Origin of the sequence: Variovorax sp. WS11 (assembly GCF_010499245.1) — a bacterium.
GTDB lineage: Bacteria > Pseudomonadota > Gammaproteobacteria > Burkholderiales > Burkholderiaceae_C > Variovorax.
Window position 1 is genome coordinate 2383086 of sequence record NZ_JAAGOW010000001.1, and the last position, 15710, is coordinate 2398795.

At 67.8% G+C, this 15710-nt stretch carries 17 protein-coding genes; 8 read left to right on the top strand and 9 right to left on the bottom strand.

Annotation, left to right across the window (positions count from 1 at the left end; translation table 11 throughout):
- Positions 1-3: 3 nt before the first annotated feature.
- The gene (locus GXN78_RS11700) at positions 4-990 is read right to left on the bottom strand and encodes a tripartite tricarboxylate transporter substrate binding protein (RefSeq protein WP_239142671.1); all 987 of its coding nucleotides are present in this window, start codon (positions 988-990) and stop codon (positions 4-6) included.
- Between the two features lie 111 nt (positions 991-1101).
- On the opposite strand from GXN78_RS11700, the gene gcvA reads away from it, so the two are divergent.
- The 7 genes from gcvA to GXN78_RS11735 all read left to right on the top strand — a co-directional run bounded on the left by gcvA (position 1102) and on the right by GXN78_RS11735 (position 8796).
- On the top strand, positions 1102-2004 hold the full coding sequence (gene gcvA, locus GXN78_RS11705) for a transcriptional regulator GcvA (protein ID WP_164255425.1): 903 nt from the start codon (positions 1102-1104) through the stop codon (positions 2002-2004).
- A gap of 116 nt (positions 2005-2120) precedes the next feature.
- Positions 2121-3092: a tripartite tricarboxylate transporter substrate binding protein gene (locus GXN78_RS11710; protein WP_106556082.1), complete on the top strand. Its 972-nt coding sequence runs from the start codon at positions 2121-2123 to the stop codon at positions 3090-3092.
- Between the two features lie 16 nt (positions 3093-3108).
- The gene (locus GXN78_RS11715) at positions 3109-4224 is read left to right on the top strand and encodes a DSD1 family PLP-dependent enzyme (RefSeq protein WP_106556081.1); all 1116 of its coding nucleotides are present in this window, start codon (positions 3109-3111) and stop codon (positions 4222-4224) included.
- Positions 4225-4247: 23 nt separating this feature from the next.
- Positions 4248-5714, top strand: coding sequence for a D-aminoacylase (locus GXN78_RS11720; protein ID WP_106556080.1), 1467 nt, complete (start codon positions 4248-4250; stop codon positions 5712-5714).
- A gap of 1 nt (position 5715) precedes the next feature.
- On the top strand, positions 5716-6855 hold the full coding sequence (locus GXN78_RS11725) for a DSD1 family PLP-dependent enzyme (RefSeq protein ID WP_106556079.1): 1140 nt from the start codon (positions 5716-5718) through the stop codon (positions 6853-6855).
- A gap of 25 nt (positions 6856-6880) precedes the next feature.
- Positions 6881-7852 carry an ornithine cyclodeaminase family protein gene (locus tag GXN78_RS11730; protein WP_106556078.1) on the top strand — a complete coding sequence of 324 codons (972 nt, stop codon included), beginning with the start codon at positions 6881-6883 and terminating at the stop codon, positions 7850-7852.
- Positions 7853-7881: 29 nt separating this feature from the next.
- The gene (locus GXN78_RS11735) at positions 7882-8796 is read left to right on the top strand and encodes a LysR family transcriptional regulator (RefSeq protein ID WP_106556077.1); all 915 of its coding nucleotides are present in this window, start codon (positions 7882-7884) and stop codon (positions 8794-8796) included.
- A 75-nt stretch (positions 8797-8871) separates the two neighbouring features.
- On the opposite strand, the gene GXN78_RS11740 is transcribed toward GXN78_RS11735, so the two are convergent.
- From GXN78_RS11740 to phnC, 5 genes are all read right to left on the bottom strand, one after another.
- Positions 8872-9906 carry an aldo/keto reductase gene (locus tag GXN78_RS11740; protein ID WP_106556076.1) on the bottom strand — a complete coding sequence of 345 codons (1035 nt, stop codon included), beginning with the start codon at positions 9904-9906 and terminating at the stop codon, positions 8872-8874.
- 111 nt (positions 9907-10017) lie between these two features.
- Entirely contained in the window at positions 10018-10575 is a 558-nt protein-coding gene (locus tag GXN78_RS11745) for a phosphonate degradation HD-domain oxygenase (protein ID WP_106556075.1), read from the bottom strand.
- A gap of 8 nt (positions 10576-10583) precedes the next feature.
- On the bottom strand, positions 10584-11390 hold the full coding sequence (gene phnE, locus GXN78_RS11750) for a phosphonate ABC transporter, permease protein PhnE (protein WP_106556074.1): 807 nt from the start codon (positions 11388-11390) through the stop codon (positions 10584-10586).
- A gap of 43 nt (positions 11391-11433) precedes the next feature.
- Positions 11434-12378, bottom strand: coding sequence for a phosphonate ABC transporter substrate-binding protein (gene phnD / locus GXN78_RS11755; RefSeq protein WP_106556073.1), 945 nt, complete (start codon positions 12376-12378; stop codon positions 11434-11436).
- Positions 12379-12425: 47 nt separating this feature from the next.
- Complete coding sequence (gene phnC / locus GXN78_RS11760) at positions 12426-13274, bottom strand: phosphonate ABC transporter ATP-binding protein (protein WP_106556072.1); 849 nt, start codon at positions 13272-13274, stop codon at positions 12426-12428.
- 132 nt (positions 13275-13406) lie between these two features.
- On the opposite strand from phnC, the gene GXN78_RS11765 reads away from it, so the two are divergent.
- Positions 13407-13787: a hypothetical protein gene (locus GXN78_RS11765; protein ID WP_106556071.1), complete on the top strand. Its 381-nt coding sequence runs from the start codon at positions 13407-13409 to the stop codon at positions 13785-13787.
- A gap of 171 nt (positions 13788-13958) precedes the next feature.
- Here the strand turns inward: GXN78_RS11765 and GXN78_RS11770 are convergent, their stop codons facing one another.
- From GXN78_RS11770 to GXN78_RS11780, 3 genes are all read right to left on the bottom strand, one after another.
- A complete protein-coding gene (locus GXN78_RS11770; RefSeq protein ID WP_106556070.1) occupies positions 13959-14213 on the bottom strand; it encodes a Txe/YoeB family addiction module toxin in 255 nt (84 codons plus the stop codon).
- Positions 14210-14461, bottom strand: coding sequence for a type II toxin-antitoxin system prevent-host-death family antitoxin (locus tag GXN78_RS11775; RefSeq protein WP_106556069.1), 252 nt, complete (start codon positions 14459-14461; stop codon positions 14210-14212). Before GXN78_RS11775 ends, GXN78_RS11770 begins: the two co-directional genes overlap by 4 nt.
- 88 nt (positions 14462-14549) lie before the next feature.
- A complete protein-coding gene (locus GXN78_RS11780; RefSeq protein WP_106556068.1) occupies positions 14550-15632 on the bottom strand; it encodes an ATP-dependent DNA ligase in 1083 nt (360 codons plus the stop codon).
- Between the last annotated feature and the right edge of the window lie 78 nt (positions 15633-15710).

Sequence of the window (15710 nt, forward strand, 5' to 3'; positions counted from 1 at the left end):
GCATCAATCCAGCTTGGCGCCCGAGAGCCGCACGATCGATTCGTAACGCTTGATCTCCGACACGATGAACTGCCCGAACTCCTCCGGCGTGCCGCCGCCGATCTCGGCACCGAACTCGGCCATGCGCCGCTTCATGTCGGCCGACTGCAGCACCTCGTTGGCGTGGGCGTTGAGCTTGTCGATGATGGGCCGCGGCGTGCCGGCCGGCGCCATGAGGCCATACCACGAAGAGGCGTAGATGCCGGGCAGCCCGACCTCGTCGAAGGTGGGCACGTTCGGCAGCGCCGGGTTGCGCTTCTTCGAGGCCACGGCCAGGGCGCGCATCCGGCCGCTCGCCACGAAAGGCAGGCAGGTCGTGGTGTCCAGCATCAGCGAGATATGGCCCGCCGCGAGGTCCGCCTCGGCCGGCGCGGTGCCCTTGTAGGGCACGTGCACGATGTCGATCTTTGCGGCCGACATGAACTGCACCGCCGCCAGGTGCTGCGAGGAGCCGACGCCGCCCGAGCCGTAGTTGAGCTTGCCGGGGTTAGCCTGGGCCGCGTCGATCAGCTCCTTGACCGTCTTGTAGGGCGAGGAGGCCGGCACCACCAGGATGTTCGGCACGGCCGAGACGTAGACGATGGGGGCGAAGTCCTTCACCGGGTCGAAGCCCAGCTTGGTGTAGAGATGCAGGTTGACCGCGTTCGGGCTGATCGAACCCATCAGCAGGTTGTAGCCGTCGGGCTTGACGCGGGCCGCGAGCTCGGTGCCGATGTTGCCGCCGGCGCCGCCGCGGTTGTCGATGACGATCGGCTGGCCCAGCTTCTGTGCCAGCGGCTCGGAGATCATGCGTGCGGTGGTGTCGACGCCGCCGCCGGCGGGCCACGGCACCATGAGCTTGATCGGCTGGCTGGGATAGACGCTGTCGGCTGCGGCAGCGCCCGCGAGAGCGAGCAGCGCGGCGGCCAGGCCGGCATGCAGGCAGGCATGCGCTTTCTTCATCGTCACCATGGGCTCGTCTCCTGGACTTGTAATGGGGTCGATGCTATGGACGCGGCGGCGCTGCGGCAATCACAATTAAGGCATGCACCCCATGAGCAAAGCTCATGGCTACTCCAAACCATGACGCGCCGTCTTCCACCCCTCAACGCCCTGCGCGCCTTCGAAGCCGCGGCCCGCTGCGGCAACTTCACGCGCGCGGCGCAGGAGCTGTGCGTGACGCAGGGCGCGGTCAGCCGCCACATCGCCACGCTGGAAGGCTGGCTCGGCCTCGCGCTGTTCGAGCGCGGCCGGCACGGCATCGCGCTCACGCCCGCGGGGCAGCGCTACTTCGACACCGCGCGCGCGGCGCTGGACCAGATCGACTACGGCACGCGCCAGCTGCAGGCCGGCCCCGACGAGCGGCGCCTGCGCATCAAGCTGCCGCCCACCTTCGCGATCCGCTGGCTGGTGCCGCGGCTGGCGCGCTTCCATGCGCTGCACCCGCGCATCGACGTGCAGATCACCACCTCGCACGAGCGCGCCGATTTCGCGCGCGAGGAGGTGGACGTGAGCATCCATTCCGAGCCCCAGCCGCCCGCTGGCCCGGGCTTGCGGCGCCTGTTCGGGGAGACGCTGCTGCCGGTGTGCGCGCCGGGCCTGCTGGAGCGGGGCCCGCAGCTTCGCAAGCCGGCCGACCTCGCGCGGCACGTGCTGCTGTGCTCGATGAACCGGCCCAAGGACTGGCCGGCCTGGCTGGCCGAGGCCGGCGCGCCGCAGATCGACGGCAACAGCGGCCTCCGATTCGAGAACGCCGCGCTGGCCTACCAGGCCGCGGCCGACCAGCTGGGCGTGATGGTCGCGCTCGACGCCTTCGTGCGCGACGACCTGGCCGCGGGCCGGCTGGTCGCGCCCTTCGCGCTGAAGGTGCGGACGGAGGGCGCCTATTACCTGGCCTGGCGCGACCAGGCGCCGCTGCCCGAGCGGGTGCGCGCCTTCGAGGACTGGATCGTGAAGGAGGCCGAGGCGATGGCGTTCTCTTCGTAAGAAAAAATGAAGGATAGATGTAGTTTCAGGTAGTTTATTTTTTGAATGCGTGACCTGACACTCGCCTCAGGCCGTGCTTTCCGGCCCGTCGTTCCACATTGCCGGAGGTTACTGCCATGCGTCTGCGCTCCCTGCTGCCTGCCCTTGTCCTCGCCACGCTGTCGGCCCTCTCGCTGCCGGCGCTCGCAGCCTATCCCGACAAGCCGATCCGCCTGATCGTGCCGTCGGCCGCGGGCGGCGCACCCGACGCGCTGATGCGCGCACTGGGCACGCAACTGTCGCAGCAGATGGGCGTGCCCATCGTGATCGACAACAAGCCCGGCGGCTCCTACACGATCGGGACGATGGACCTGGTGCGCTCTGCGCCCGACGGCTACACGCTGGCCTATGGCAACGTCGTCTCGCTGGCCACCAACCGCTCGCTGCTGAGCAACGTGCCGTACGACGTGGAGAAGGATCTGACGCTGATCGCCAACACCTTGCGACTGTCCAATCTGCTGGTCGTCAACAACGACTTGCCGGTCAAGAGTGTCCCCGAGCTGATCGCCTACGCAAAGAAGAACCCGGACAAGCTGGCCTTCGCCTCGGACGGCAACGGCACCACCGCCCATCTCGGGGTGGAGCTCTTCAAGTCCGTGACCGGCACCAGCATGCTGCATGTCCCCTACAAGGCCGCGACCGCGGCCATGACCGACCTGATCGGCGGCGGCGTCCAGCTCATGATGATCAACACGCCGGTGTCGGGACCGCAGGCGCAGTCGGGCCGCGTGCGGGCGCTGGGAATTTCATCGAGCAAGCGCTCGTCCACCTACCCGGACATTCCCACCATCGCCGAGGCCGGCGTGCCGGGCTTCGAGGTGACCGCCTGGGGCGGCATCGTCGGGCCGGCCCACATGCCCAACGACGTCGTCACCCGCCTCAATGCCGAGATCCGCACCGCGCTGGCCAACCCGGCGTTGCGCGAGCGCTTCAAGGTGCTGGGCGCCGAGACCGACCCCAGCACGCCCGAGCAGTTCCTCGATCTCTCGCGCCGCGAGACGGCCAAGTGGGCCAGGATCGTCAAGGAATCGGGCGCGAAGATCGATTGAACGCGAGGCTGTCCCCATGCTCCCCTGGAAAGCCGCAAGGCCCGGCGACCCTCTGGTCGCCATCGACACGCCGGCGCTGGTGCTCGACCTCGACGCCTTCGAGCGCAACCTGATGCGCATGGCCGAGGCGCTGCGCGGCAGCAAGGTGCGGCTGCGCGCCCATGCCAAGTGCCACAAGACCCCGGAGATCGCGCGGCGCCAGGTGGCACTGGGCGCCGTCGGCATCTGCTGCCAGAAGGTCAGCGAGGCGGCGGTGTTCGTGGAGGCCGGCATCGAGGACGTCCTGGTCACCAACCAGGTGGTGGGCGACGCCAAGCTGCGCCATCTCGCGGCCCTGGGCCGCAGGGCGCGCATCGGCGTGCTGGTCGATCACCCGCTGCAGGTGCAGGCGCTCGCCGCCGCGGCGCAGGCGCATGCGGTCACGCTGGATGTCTATGTGGAGGTCAACGTCGGCGCCAACCGCTGCGGCGTCGCCCCCGGCGAGGAGGCGGTGCGCCTCGCGCGCCAGGTTGCCGCCAGCACGCCGCTGCGCTTCATGGGCCTGCACTGCTATCACGGCCCGGCCCAGCACATGCGCTCGCCCCAGGAGCGCGCGGCCGCCATTGCCGGGGCCGCGCAAGCCGCACGCACGACCCGCGAGGCCATCGAGGCCAGCGGCTTGCCCGTCGAGCGTGTGACCGGCGCGGGCACCGGCACCTTCCTGCACGAGCGCGACTCCGGCGTCTTCAACGAGATCCAGGCCGGCTCCTATGTGTTCATGGACCGCGACTACGGCGACAACCAGCGTGGCGAGAACGACGTCGCCTTCGAGCATGCGCTGTTCGTTCGCACCACGGTCATGAGCCGCGCCACGCCCGAGCGAGCGGTGGTCGATGCCGGCCTCAAGGCATCCAGCGTGGATTCGGGCCTGCCCATCGTGTGGCAGCGACCCGACCTGCGCTATGTGAAAGCCTCCGACGAGCATGGCGTACTGGCCACCCCCGATGCCGCGGCGCTCACGCTGGGCGACCCGCTGATGCTGGTGCCCGGCCATTGCGACCCGACCGTCAACCTCTACGACGAACTGGTCTGCGTGCGCGGCGAGCGGGTCGAGGCCCTCTGGCCGATCGCCGCGCGCGGCGCGCTGCTGTGATCCCTTTCAACCCGAGACACCCCATGCAGGAAAAATTCGACCTACTGATCCGCAACGCCAGCATCGTCGACGGCAGCGGCGCGCCGCGCTTCGCGGGCGACATCGGCATTCGCGGCGAGCGCATCGCGCGCATCGGCGATCTGTCGGCGATGCACGGCCAGGTCGAGATCGACCAGGGCGGCCGCATCGCGGCGCCCGGTTTCATCGATGCGCACACGCACGACGACCGCCTCATGCTCTCCAATCCCGACATGGCGCCCAAGGTCAGCCAGGGCATCACCACCGTCATCGCGGGCAACTGCGGGATCTCGCTGGCCCCGATGCCGGGCGGAATCACCCAACCGGTCACGCCGCCATTGAACCTGCTCGACGAGGAAGGCGGCTGGTTCTCCTTCCCCACCTTCGCCTCGTACATCGAGGCACTGCGCGCCAAGCCCGCGGCGACCAACTGCGCGCTGCTCGTGGGCCACACCACCTTGCGCGTCGCGACGCTGGACGACCTGGGCCTGCCGGCCACGGAGGAACAGATCGTCCGCATGCGCGCCCTGGTGCAGGAGGCGCTCGAAGCCGGCGCCATCGGCGTCTCCACGGGGCTCTTCTACGAGCCCTCGGTCGCAGCCCCGACCGAGGAGGTGATCGAGACCTGCCGCCCCCTCAAGGACTTCGGCGGCGTGTACTGCACCCACATGCGCGACGAGGCGGACCGCGTGATCGACTCGCTGGAAGAGACCTTCCGCGTCGGCCGCGAGGTCGGCGTGCAGGTGGTGATCTCGCACATGAAGGTGGTCGGGCCGGCGAACCACGGCCGTTCGGAGGAAGCGCTGGCCTTCGTCGAGAAGAACATGGCGAAGCAGCCGATCTGCCTGGACTGCTACCCGTACACGGCCGGCTCGACCATCCTCTCGGCCGACCGCGCGGCGACTTCGTCGCGCGTGATCGTAAGCTGGTCCAAACCCATGCCCGAGCATGCGGGCCGGGATCTCGATGCCATCGCGAAGGAGATGGGCGTCGGCGAGGAAGAAGCGATCCGCCGGCTCAGCCCCGCTGGCGGCATCTACTTCCGGCTCGACGAGAACGACGTGCAGCGCATCCTGAAATTCGACCACACCATGATCGGCTCCGACGGCCTGCCGCACGACGCCTCGCCGCATCCGCGCCTGTGGGGCAGCTTCCCGCGGGTGCTGGGCCACTACGGCCGGCTGCTCAGGCTGTTCCCGCTGGAGACGGCCGTCTACAAGATGACCGGCCTCACGGCGAAGAACTTCGGCCTCAAGGACCGCGGCGTGCTGAAGGAAGGCGCGTACGCCGACCTGACCCTGTTCGACGCCGACACCGTGGACGAAGCGGCCACCTACGAAACGCCGATCGCCCCGGCCCGCGGCATCGATGCGGTGATCGTCAACGGCGCGGTCGTCTGGCAAGGCGGCCGCCCGACCGGTGCGCGGCCCGGACGCGTGCTCGCGCGGGAAACGAACAAGGCAATGAACTGACATGACGAAACAGGTTCTCGAACAACTGGAGACACCCGCGCTGCTGCTCGACCCGGCGCGCATGGATCGCAACATCGAGCGCATGCGCAACCAGGCGCGGCGCCTGGGCGTGACGCTGCGCCCGCACGTGAAGACCAACAAGTCGATGGACGTGACGCGCCGGATGATGGAGACGCCGGAGGGACCGATCACGGTGTCGACGCTGCGCGAGGCCGATTACTTTGCGGCGCATGGCGTCAAGGACATCCTCTATGCCGTGTGCATCGCGCCGAACAAGCTGGATCACGTGATGAGGCTGCAGGACCAGGGAGTGCGGCTCACGCTGATTCTCGACAGCATGGAGGCGGCACGGGTGCTGGCCCAGTGCGCGCATGAGGCGCAACGGCATTTCGAGCTGCTCATCGAGGTGGACTCGGACGGCCACCGCTCGGGCGTGAATCCCGATTCCGGCGAGCTGCTCTCGATCGCGCAGTTCCTCGAAGCCGCCGGCATCCCGGTGCAGGGCATCCTCACGCACGCCGGAAGCTCCTACGACTGCACATCCACCGACGCGATCTGCGCGATGGCCGAGCAGGAGCGCGCGGCGGCCGTGCATGCGGCGCAGCGTCTGCGTGCTGCCGGCATCGCCTGCCCCGTGGTCAGCGTCGGCTCGACGCCGACCGCGCTCTTCGCCGAGCGGCTCGAAGGCATCACCGAAGTGCGCGCCGGCGTATTCGTGTTCTTCGATCTCTTCATGGCAGGCTTGAATGTCTGCGGCGTGGACGACATCGCCCTGTCGGTGCTGGCCACGGTGATCGGTCACCAGCGCGAAAAGGGCTGGACGATCCTGGACGCCGGATGGATGGCGATGTCGCGCGACCGCGGCACGGCGAGGCAGCCGGTGGACCAGGGCTACGGGCTGGTTTGCGACCTCGACGGGCGGCCGCTGGAGGACCTGATCCTCGTGGGCGCCAACCAGGAGCACGGGATCATGGCGCACCGCAGCGGCAAGATCGAAGGCGCACTGCAGCTGCCGGTCGGTGCGCAAGTGCGCATCCTGCCCAACCATGCCTGCCCCACCGCGGCGCAGTACGACCACTACAAGGTGCTCGGCCCGGGCCACGAGATCGAAGCGACCTGGCCGCGCATCAGCGGCTGGTGAAAGCTGCCCCACACAGAAAGACGCGATGCTGATCATTTCGGAACAGGTGGCCCGCGCGTTGGTGAGCGTCGAGGACGCCATCGCGGCGGTCGAGCGATGCTTCGCCGCGATGGCGCGCCAGGAGGCGCGCAACTACCCGGTGGTGCGCGAGGGGGTGGGTTGCCGCGATGCCGTCTACGGCGTCAAGGCCGGCTGCGACACCAGCGCCCCCCTGCTCGGCCTCAAGGCGGGCGGCTACTGGCCGCACAACGCGGACCGGAACCTGGGCAACCACCAGTCGTCGACCTTGCTCTTCGACCCGGACACGGGCCGCGCTTCGGCACTCGTCAGCGCGAACTACCTGACCGGCGTGCGCACCGGCGCCGCCAGCGCGATCGCCACCCGGCACTTGTCGCGCCCCGACAGCACCGTGCTCGGCATCGTCGGCGCGGGCGTTCAGTCGCACCACCAGCTGCGTGCGACGCTGGCCGTGCGTGCCATCCGCCAGGTGCATGCGTGGGATCCCTCCCCTGAAAACCTTGCTGCCTTCGGCCGCCTCGTGCAGCAGCTCGACCTGGAATTCGTGCCGGAGACCCAGGTCGAGACCGTGGCCGCCCACGCCGACATCCTGATCACTGCGACGCCCTCGCAGAAGGCCCTGGTCCAGAGATCCTGGGTGCGCCCCGGCACCCACATCAACGCGATGGGCGCCGACACCCGCGGCAAGCAGGAGCTGGATCCGGCCCTGGTGGCGGCAGCGGCCCTGTTCGTCGACGAGGCCGAACAGGCGGTCCGCATCGGCGAATGCCAGCATGCCTACGACGCCGGCCTGATCACCGCGCAGAGCTTTCGCGGCAGCATCGGCGCCGTCATCGAAGGTGCATGCGACGGGCGCCGCACGGCCGACGAGATCACCCTCTTCGACGGAACGGGCGTGGCGCTGCAGGACCTGGCCGTGGCCGAGCTTGCCGTCCGCACGGCCAGGCAGCGGGGACTCGGCAGCAGCGTGGACTATTAGGGCCGGTCGACAAGCCCTAGCATTCGCGGATGTCACACGACGTCACCGACCTCCGCTTCTTCGTCGTCATCACCGAAAGCGGCTCCCTCGCGGAAGCAGCCCGGCGCATGGACGTGACGGCCTCGTCCGTGTCGCAGCGGCTGCGCCAACTGGAAGACCGCCTGGGGCTGCACCTGGTCCACCGCAGCACGCGCCGCTTCAGCCTCACCGAAGAGGGCGAGCTCTTCCACGCCGGGGCCGTGAATCTTCTCGCCGAGCTGGACGGATTGATCGACAACCTGCGTGCACGCTCGGGCGAGGTCGCGGGGACGCTGGACGTTTGCGGCCCCCTGGGCTTCGGCCGGCATCACCTGGCTGCGGCCATCGCCGACTTTCATACGCTGCACCCCCGTCTGAAGGTTTCCCTGACGCTCAGCGACGTGGTGTCGGCGGCCGACGCGAATCGCTTCGACCTGATCGTGCACATCGGCAGCCTCGCGAACTCGAGCATGGTCGCCTATCCCATCGCGCCCAATGCGCGCTTCGTCTGCGCCGCGCCCGACTACCTCGCCCGCAGCCCTGCCCCGCGCACGCCGGACGAGCTGGCCGCGCACGACTGCATCGTGCTGCGGGAGAACCAGGAAGACGTCACGCTGTGGCACTTCAGGAAGAAGCGCAATGAAGTCGCGGTGCGGGTGGCGCCGACCCTGAGCAGCAATGATGGCGACGTCGCGCGGCAGTGGGCGCTCAAGGGCAAGGGCCTGATCATGCGCTCGGAGTGGGACGTCGCGGAGAGCCTGGCCTGCGGGCAACTGGTTCGCGTGCTGGACGACTGGAGCTTGCCGCCCGCCGATGTGGTAGCGCTCGTGGCGCAACGCGCAGGGATGTCCGCCAGGGTGAAGCTGTTCCTGTCGTTCCTGCAGGAGCGCTTCAAGCCCGCACCGCCATGGCGGCCACGGAAGTGAGTTTGCCGAGGCCAGCGTGAGGGCGGCTGGATGGCCCGTCGCCGCACAGCCATTGCGGCGACGGGTCCCGCGCGATTACTGCGCCAGCTGCTTCCGCCTGGCCCCGCCCTGCCGCTCCAGCATCCAGCCCGGGTATTCGGAAGGCAGTGCGCTCACCTTGTCCAGCTGCGCCAGCTCCTCGCCGCTCAGCCTCACCGCCGTCGCCGCGATGTTGTCGTCCAGCTGGTCCACGCGCTTGGCGCCGACGATCACGCTGGTGACCACCGGCTGGTGCAGCAGCCAGGCCAGAGCGACCTGCGCGACCGAGACCTTCTTCGCCTCGGCGATGGCGCGCATCGTGTCGATGGTGTCCCAGGCGCGATCGAGCTGCACCGGCGGGAAGTCGAAGGTGGTGCGGCGGCTGCCCTGCTCGGCCTGGGTGCTGCGGCCGTACTTGCCGCTCAAGAGGCCGCCCGCCAAGGGGCTCCACACCATCAAGCCCACCTGCTCGCTCTGCAGCATCGGCACCAGCTCGCGCTCCAGGTCGCGGCCGGCGATCGTGTAGTAGGCCTGCAGCGATTCGAAGCGCGCAAGGCCCAGGCGCTCGGAGATGCCCAGCGCTTTCGCGATCTGCCAGGCCGCCCAGTTCGACACGCCCACGTAGCGCACCAGGCCCTGCTGCACCAGCGTGTCGAGTGCGCGCAGCGTCTCCTCGATGGGCGTGGCCGGGTCGAAGCCGTGGATCTGGTAGAGATCGACGTGCTCCAGTTGCAGCCGCTTCAGGCTCGCATGCACCGAATGCAGGATGTGATGGCGCGAGGCACCGCGCGCATTGGGCCCCGGGCCCATCTCGCCCAGCACCTTCGTGGCGACCACCACGTTCTCGCGCGGGATCTTCAGGTTCTTGAGTGCCTGCCCGGTCATGATTTCCGAGCGGCCCTCGGCATACACGTTCGCGGTGTCGATGAAGTTGATGCCGGCATCGATCGCGCGGCCGACCAGCTCATCGACCTGGCGCTGCTCCAGGTTGCCGATCTGGCTCCAGATGCCGCTTTCGCCGCCGAAGGTCATGGTGCCGAGGCACAGTTCCGAAACGAAGAGGCCGGTGCGGCCGAATTTCTTGAAACGCATGAGTGGGACTCCTTGCTGAGGGCTGGGAAGTATCCGCCCCGATGCGCTTGCGCCGCATGCCGAATCGTGGCGCAAGATTGCTCGATCCTGCAAAGAGGAAAAACGCGGTGCTCAGGCTCCGGTCAGCGAGTGGGCGATTTCCATGAAGTGGTCCAGCGCAGGCGTGCGCTGGCCCGGCACCTTGGCCGCATCGTCGTAGCGCCGCAGCCGCACGGCCTCGGCCGCGAAGGGCTGCGCCAGGAAGCGCTGCGCCTCCTCGTCGGTGTAGATGCCGCCCTGCAGCTCGAGGCTGCGCTTCGAGGCGGGGGAGAGCGTGTCCCAGTAGCCGGAATCGGCCGCGCACAGGTAGCGCTTGGCGTCCACGTGCAGGCGCATCGGCTCCAGCACCGCCGGCGCGAACAGGCCGCGCAGGAAGGGCAGCGCGATGTACTGGTGCAGGTCGTCGCGCTGCTGCTGCGCGTCTGGGGTCTCGTCGGTGCGCTCCGGTGCGAGCAGATGGCCCAGGTCGTGCAGCAGGGCGGCCACGATGGTCTCGGGCGTTTCGCCGGCTTCCTCGGCAAGCTGTGCACACTGCAACGCATGCGCCAGCTGGCTCACGGCCTCGCGGCCGTACTGGCGCTGGCCCTTGGCTTCGAGCAGGCGCGCGATCTCTTCCAGGTTCAGGGCCATGAATGCCTTCAAACGAGCAGCTTGCGGATGCGCGCGGAGACCAGGTCGATCAAGCTCACGCTCACCACGATGATGATCATCACGGCGCAGGTCTGGTCGTACTTGAAGCCACGGATGATCTCCCACAGCACCACGCCGATGCCGCCGGCACCCACCATGCCGACCACCGAGGCCGAGCGCACGTTGGATTCGAAGCGGTAGAGCGCATAGGAGATCCACAGCGGCATCACCTGCGGGATCACGCCGTAGACGATCTCGTGCAGCGCGCTGGCGCCGGTGGAGCGGATGCCCTCCACCGGCTGCGGGTCGATGGCCTCTACCGCTTCGGCGAAGAGCTTGGCCAGCACGCCGGTGGTGTGCACCCACAGCGCCAGCACGCCCGCGAAGGGGCCGAGGCCCACGGCCACCACGAAGAGCATCGCGAACACCATCTCGTTGATGGCGCGGCAAGCGTCCATCAGCCGGCGCATGGGCTGGTAGATCCACCAGGGCACGATGTTGGCGGATGCCAGCAGCGCCATCGGCACGGCCGACACCACCGCCAGCGCCGTGCCCCACAGCGCGATCTGCAGCGTGATCACCATCTCCTGGGCATACATGCGCCAGTCGGTGAAGTCCGGCGGGAAGAACTCGGCTGCGTAAGTGGCCATGTTGCCGGAGTCGCGCAGCAACTCGAAGGGCCGCATGTCGGCGCCCTTCCAGGAGGCGGCCAGCAGCAACAGCAGCAGGGCCCAGGAGAGCTGCCAGGCCAGGCTGCGCTTCGGGGCCGGCGCGGCCGGCAGCGGCGGATGGGAGGTCAAGACCGTCGAGTGCATGGGTGCGGGAAGGCAGGCGGCGTGAGCGCCGCCTGCATCGTCGTCAGTTCAGGGCAGCGAGCTTCTTGTCGATGTCGGCAAGGCGGGTCTTCTTGTCGGCGTCGGCGATCGCGTTGTCTGCCTCGACCTTGTTGCGCTGCCCGAACAGGTCGAGCTGGCGGATCGGGGTCAGCTGCTTGTCGCTGGATTCCTTGAAGCCCGAGAGCTTGGAGATCTTCATGACGATCTCTTTCTCGCGCGCGTCGGTCTTGGCGTAGTTGTAGAAGAAGTTCCTGAGCTTCGTCTTGGTGGCCTCGGGCAGGTCCTTGCGCATGACCAGCGGGTCCAGCGGGATCAGCGGCGAAGTCCAGACGATCTTGATCTCCTTGAACTTCTCGGGCGCGCGCTCCTTGATCTTTTCCATGTTCTCGCTGTTGTTGGTCGCCACGTCCACCTGCTTGTTGGCCACCGCCAGCGCGTTGGTCTCGTGGTTGGCGCTGCGGATGACCTTGAACAGCGACTTGGCGTCCACCTTGTTCTGCGCGAAGGCGTAGTAGCTGGGCACCAGGAAGCCCGAGGTGGAGTTCGGGTCGCCGTTGCCGAAGCTCAGCGACTTGCCGTTCTTGATGACGTCGTCGAGCGTGTTGAGCGGGCTGTCCTTGTGCACGATCAGGTGCGAGTAGTAGCCCTGGGTGCCGTCGGCATTCACCATCTGCGCGAACACCTCGCCGCCGGCGCGGTCCACCGCCTCCATCGCCGACTTGTTGCCGAACCAGCCGAGCTGCACCTTGTTGAAGCGCATGCCTTCGATGATGCCGGCGTAGTCGGGCGCGAAGAAGGCCGTGACCTTGAGGCCGGTCTGGCGGCTCATGTCGTCGATCAGCGGTTGCCAGTCCTGCTTGAGGTTCTGGGTCGCTTCGGTGGAGATGATGCCGAAGTTGATGTCCTGCGCGGGCGCGGCCGTCATGCCGACGCCCAGCGCCAGGGCCGCACACAGTTTCTTGATCATGGAGTGACTCCAGGTTAAAAGAAGAGAAGGAGAAAAGAGAGAGGAACTCAGGCCGCGGCCGCCAGCGGCACCAGCGCCGGCTGCGGCAGCACATGCACTTGCGCCTCGCCCGAAGGCGGGGCCAGCAGCTCGTCGGCCTGCACGCCGTAGAGCTCGCGCAGCAGCGGCGCAGTGAGCGCCGACGAGGGCCCGTCGTAGACGATCTCGCCCTGCTTGAGGGCTACGACCCGCGGGCAGTACTTCATCGCGATGTCGACCTGGTGCAGCGAGACGATCACCGTGCAGCGGTCCTCGCGGTTGATGCGCGCCAGGATCTCCATCACCTTGCGCGAGGACTCCGGGTCCAGCGAGGCGATGGGCTCGTCGGCCAGCACCACCTTCGCGCCCTGCACCAGGGTGCGCGCGATGGCGGCGCGCTGCTGCTGCCCGCCCGAAAGGGTGGAGGCGCGCTGCGCCTGGCAGTCGGCGATGCCCACGCGGGCGAGCGCCTCGAGCGCCTGCGTGCGTTCCTCGCGGGTGAAGGCGCGCGTCCAGCTGCGCCACCAGGGCATGCGGTGCAGCGAGCCCACCAGCACATTCACCAGCACCGGCAGCCGCGCCACCAGGTTGAACTGCTGGAACACGAAGCCGATCTCCGCCCGCACCCGGCGGATGTCGCGGTCGATGCGGCCGCGCTGCTGCACGCGCTTGCCGTCGATCTCGACCAGCGAATCGCTCTCGCCGTCGGCCGCCACGAGGCCGGCCACATGGCGCAGCAAGGTGGACTTGCCGGAGCCGGAGGCGCCGATGAGCGCGACCATCTCGCCCCGGCACACGTCGAGGTCGATGTTGCGCAGGGCATGCCTGCCGCTGGCGAAATGCTTGTTGAGCTGGCGGATGCGCAGGGCTGTTTCCATCGTCGGCTTCGAAGTCGTCTAGACAACCAGAGTCTGCGCTGGTCCTGTGACGGGCGCTTGACGCTTTGGCTACGATCGCGTGTCAGGCAAGAATGCCGACGTGTTGAACGCGGAACCCCACGGAGGCCGATCGTGAAGGTCTATGACCCTGAGCTTGCACCCGACCCTCGGGAATGGCTCGAACTCGACGAGGACGAGCGAATCGCGCTGGCGGAAACGCATCACCGTGCCGCGCGCATCAGGCTTCCCAACGCCAGGGTCCACGCGTGCTTCCACGCCATCGTGGAAAACCAGATCGCCGAGGGATGCCTCTACGTCGTCCGCGCGATGGTCCGCCTGCAGAGCGAAGGCCTTTCACGGCACGATGCACTGCATGCCATCGGCAATGTGCTCGCGGAGTTGCTTCACAAGGCGGCCACTACCGAGACGGAATTCTCTTCGACACGCTATGAAGCGGCTGTCGGGCGAATGACGGCCAAGGCTTGGCGGAAACGCTACGGCGCTCGGCGATAGGGCGTGCTGAGCTGCAAACCTGAAAGCGCGTCGGAGATGTCGTGCGGGAATGTGCACGGCTTGCGCGCACTTCGAAGGTCCGGGGCTCCACCCCGGCCCTCCCCCGAGAGGGAAGGGAGCCAGGCCGGCTTGCGCGTCGAGTGAGGCCGAAGTGCCCCTGACTTGCTCAAGTCAGTAGTGATAGCGCAGCTGAGCTATGAGAAGCCCTTCCCTCTCGGGCTTGTAGACCATCCGGTGCTCGTCCGTGATCCGCCGGGACCAGTAGCCGCTCAGAGCGTGTTTCAGCGGCTCGGGCTTTCCGATGCCCGTGAAGGGTTCGCGCATCGTGTTGTCGATCAACTCGTTGATTCGCTTGACCATGCGCTTGTCCTGCTGCTGCCAATAGACATAGTCTTCCCACGCCTGCTCAGCAAAGACCAGCTTCACTTGGCGAGCTTTCGAACCTTGCCCTTGCCAGATTCGAGCGCCTCCATTGCGGCCAGCAGGCGCCTGGCGTTGGCGGGGCTCCTGAGCAAGTAGGCCGTCTCCTCCAGCGACTTGTAATCTTCCAACGACAGCATCACGACCGACTGCTCCCCGCTGCGCGTGATGATGAGCGCCTCGTGGTCGTTGCAAACGCGGTTCATCGTCTTGGCCAGATTGGCGCGCGCGGAGGAATAGGTGATGGCGTCCATGTTTCAGTGCCCGGAATGTGTACGTGTTATTGTACATATCTGGCGCTGACACCACCCATCGAAGCCGGCGCCGACGAAGGGGTGCGTCTCAATGCCCCGAAAACACCCGAGCCAGTTCATAGGGCGGCGTGACCTCCAGTTGGTCGTAACGGCAGGCGCCGGGCGACTTGTCCCACCGCCAGCGCAGGAACACGGCCGCATGACGAAACCGGTCCCCCTGCAGGTGGTCGTAGCGGACCTCGCACACGCGCTCGATGCGCAAAGGCTCCCACGACAGATCCTTACCCCCGCTCCACCGGCTTCGCGCGCCCGGCATCCGCTGGCGCAGCCCACCAGCCGCACCGCCTGCCCATCCCGACCAGGGATGCCCCGCCAACGCGTTGTCGCGCAGCGGCTGCAGTTCGTCGGACAGGCTCCGACGCCTTTCCATGTCGAAGGAGGAGGTCACGCCCACGTGATGCAGGACATCGTATTCATCGTAGAGGCCCAGGAGCAGCGAGCCCACCGCCGGGGGCCCGCTCTTGTGCCACCGGAACCCCGCCACCACGCAGTCCGCGGTGCGCTGGTGCTTGACCTTCCACATGGCGCGCTTGCCCGGCAGATAGGGCTGGTCCGCCCACTTGGCGATGACCCCATCGAGGCCGGCGCCTTTGAAGTGCCGCAGCCACTGCATGGCCAATGCGCGGTCGGTGGTCATGGGCGTCAGCCGGATCGTCGACGCCGACTCCGCCAGCAGCGCCTCGAGCAGAAGCCGGCGCTCGGCCTGCGGGCGGGTCATCAACTCCCGGCCCTCCAGCGCCAGCAGATCGAAGGCGACGAAGGAAGCAGGCGTTTCGGCGGCCAGGCGCGCGACCCGTGAAGCCGCGGGATGCACCCGCTGCTGGAGCGCGTCGAAGTCGAGCCCGCGCGGCGTGGCGACGACGATCTCGCCGTCGAGCACGGAGCCCTCGGGCAGCGCTGCCGCGAAAGCTTCATGCAGATCGGGGAAGTAGCGGTCGAGCGGCTTGCCCTCGCGGCTTTGGATCATCGTCCCGCCGCCGTTGCGAAAGACGATCGCGCGGAAGCCGTCCCACTTCGGCTCGAACAGGAATTCCTCGCCCTCCGGCAGGCTCGCGGCCGTCTTGGCGAGCATCGGCAAGATGGGTGCACGCGGTGCGGTTCCGGAATTCATCGATGCAATGGACCATCGCGCCTACGTGCTTCCTGAAGGAAATCCGACCATGATGTCGACATCCTTCTTCCGCTGATC

What these genes read in the sequence shown, in the direction of transcription:
- GXN78_RS11700 (WP_239142671.1), bottom strand. Translation starts at nt 990, where the DNA reads ATGGTGACGATGAAGAAAGCGCATGCCTGCCTGCATGCCGGCCTGGCC.
- gcvA (WP_164255425.1), top strand. Translation starts at nt 1,102, where the DNA reads ATGACGCGCCGTCTTCCACCCCTCAACGCCCTGCGCGCCTTCGAAGCC.
- GXN78_RS11710 (WP_106556082.1), top strand. Translation starts at nt 2,121, where the DNA reads ATGCGTCTGCGCTCCCTGCTGCCTGCCCTTGTCCTCGCCACGCTGTCG.
- GXN78_RS11715 (WP_106556081.1), top strand. Translation starts at nt 3,109, where the DNA reads ATGCTCCCCTGGAAAGCCGCAAGGCCCGGCGACCCTCTGGTCGCCATC.
- GXN78_RS11720 (WP_106556080.1), top strand. Translation starts at nt 4,248, where the DNA reads ATGCAGGAAAAATTCGACCTACTGATCCGCAACGCCAGCATCGTCGAC.
- GXN78_RS11725 (WP_106556079.1), top strand. Translation starts at nt 5,716, where the DNA reads ATGACGAAACAGGTTCTCGAACAACTGGAGACACCCGCGCTGCTGCTC.
- GXN78_RS11730 (WP_106556078.1), top strand. Translation starts at nt 6,881, where the DNA reads ATGCTGATCATTTCGGAACAGGTGGCCCGCGCGTTGGTGAGCGTCGAG.
- GXN78_RS11735 (WP_106556077.1), top strand. Translation starts at nt 7,882, where the DNA reads ATGTCACACGACGTCACCGACCTCCGCTTCTTCGTCGTCATCACCGAA.
- GXN78_RS11740 (WP_106556076.1), bottom strand. Translation starts at nt 9,906, where the DNA reads ATGCGTTTCAAGAAATTCGGCCGCACCGGCCTCTTCGTTTCGGAACTG.
- GXN78_RS11745 (WP_106556075.1), bottom strand. Translation starts at nt 10,575, where the DNA reads ATGGCCCTGAACCTGGAAGAGATCGCGCGCCTGCTCGAAGCCAAGGGC.
- phnE (WP_106556074.1), bottom strand. Translation starts at nt 11,390, where the DNA reads ATGCACTCGACGGTCTTGACCTCCCATCCGCCGCTGCCGGCCGCGCCG.
- phnD (WP_106556073.1), bottom strand. Translation starts at nt 12,378, where the DNA reads ATGATCAAGAAACTGTGTGCGGCCCTGGCGCTGGGCGTCGGCATGACG.
- phnC (WP_106556072.1), bottom strand. Translation starts at nt 13,274, where the DNA reads ATGGAAACAGCCCTGCGCATCCGCCAGCTCAACAAGCATTTCGCCAGC.
- GXN78_RS11775 (WP_106556069.1), bottom strand. Translation starts at nt 14,461, where the DNA reads ATGGACGCCATCACCTATTCCTCCGCGCGCGCCAATCTGGCCAAGACG.
- GXN78_RS11780 (WP_106556068.1), bottom strand. Translation starts at nt 15,632, where the DNA reads ATGAATTCCGGAACCGCACCGCGTGCACCCATCTTGCCGATGCTCGCC.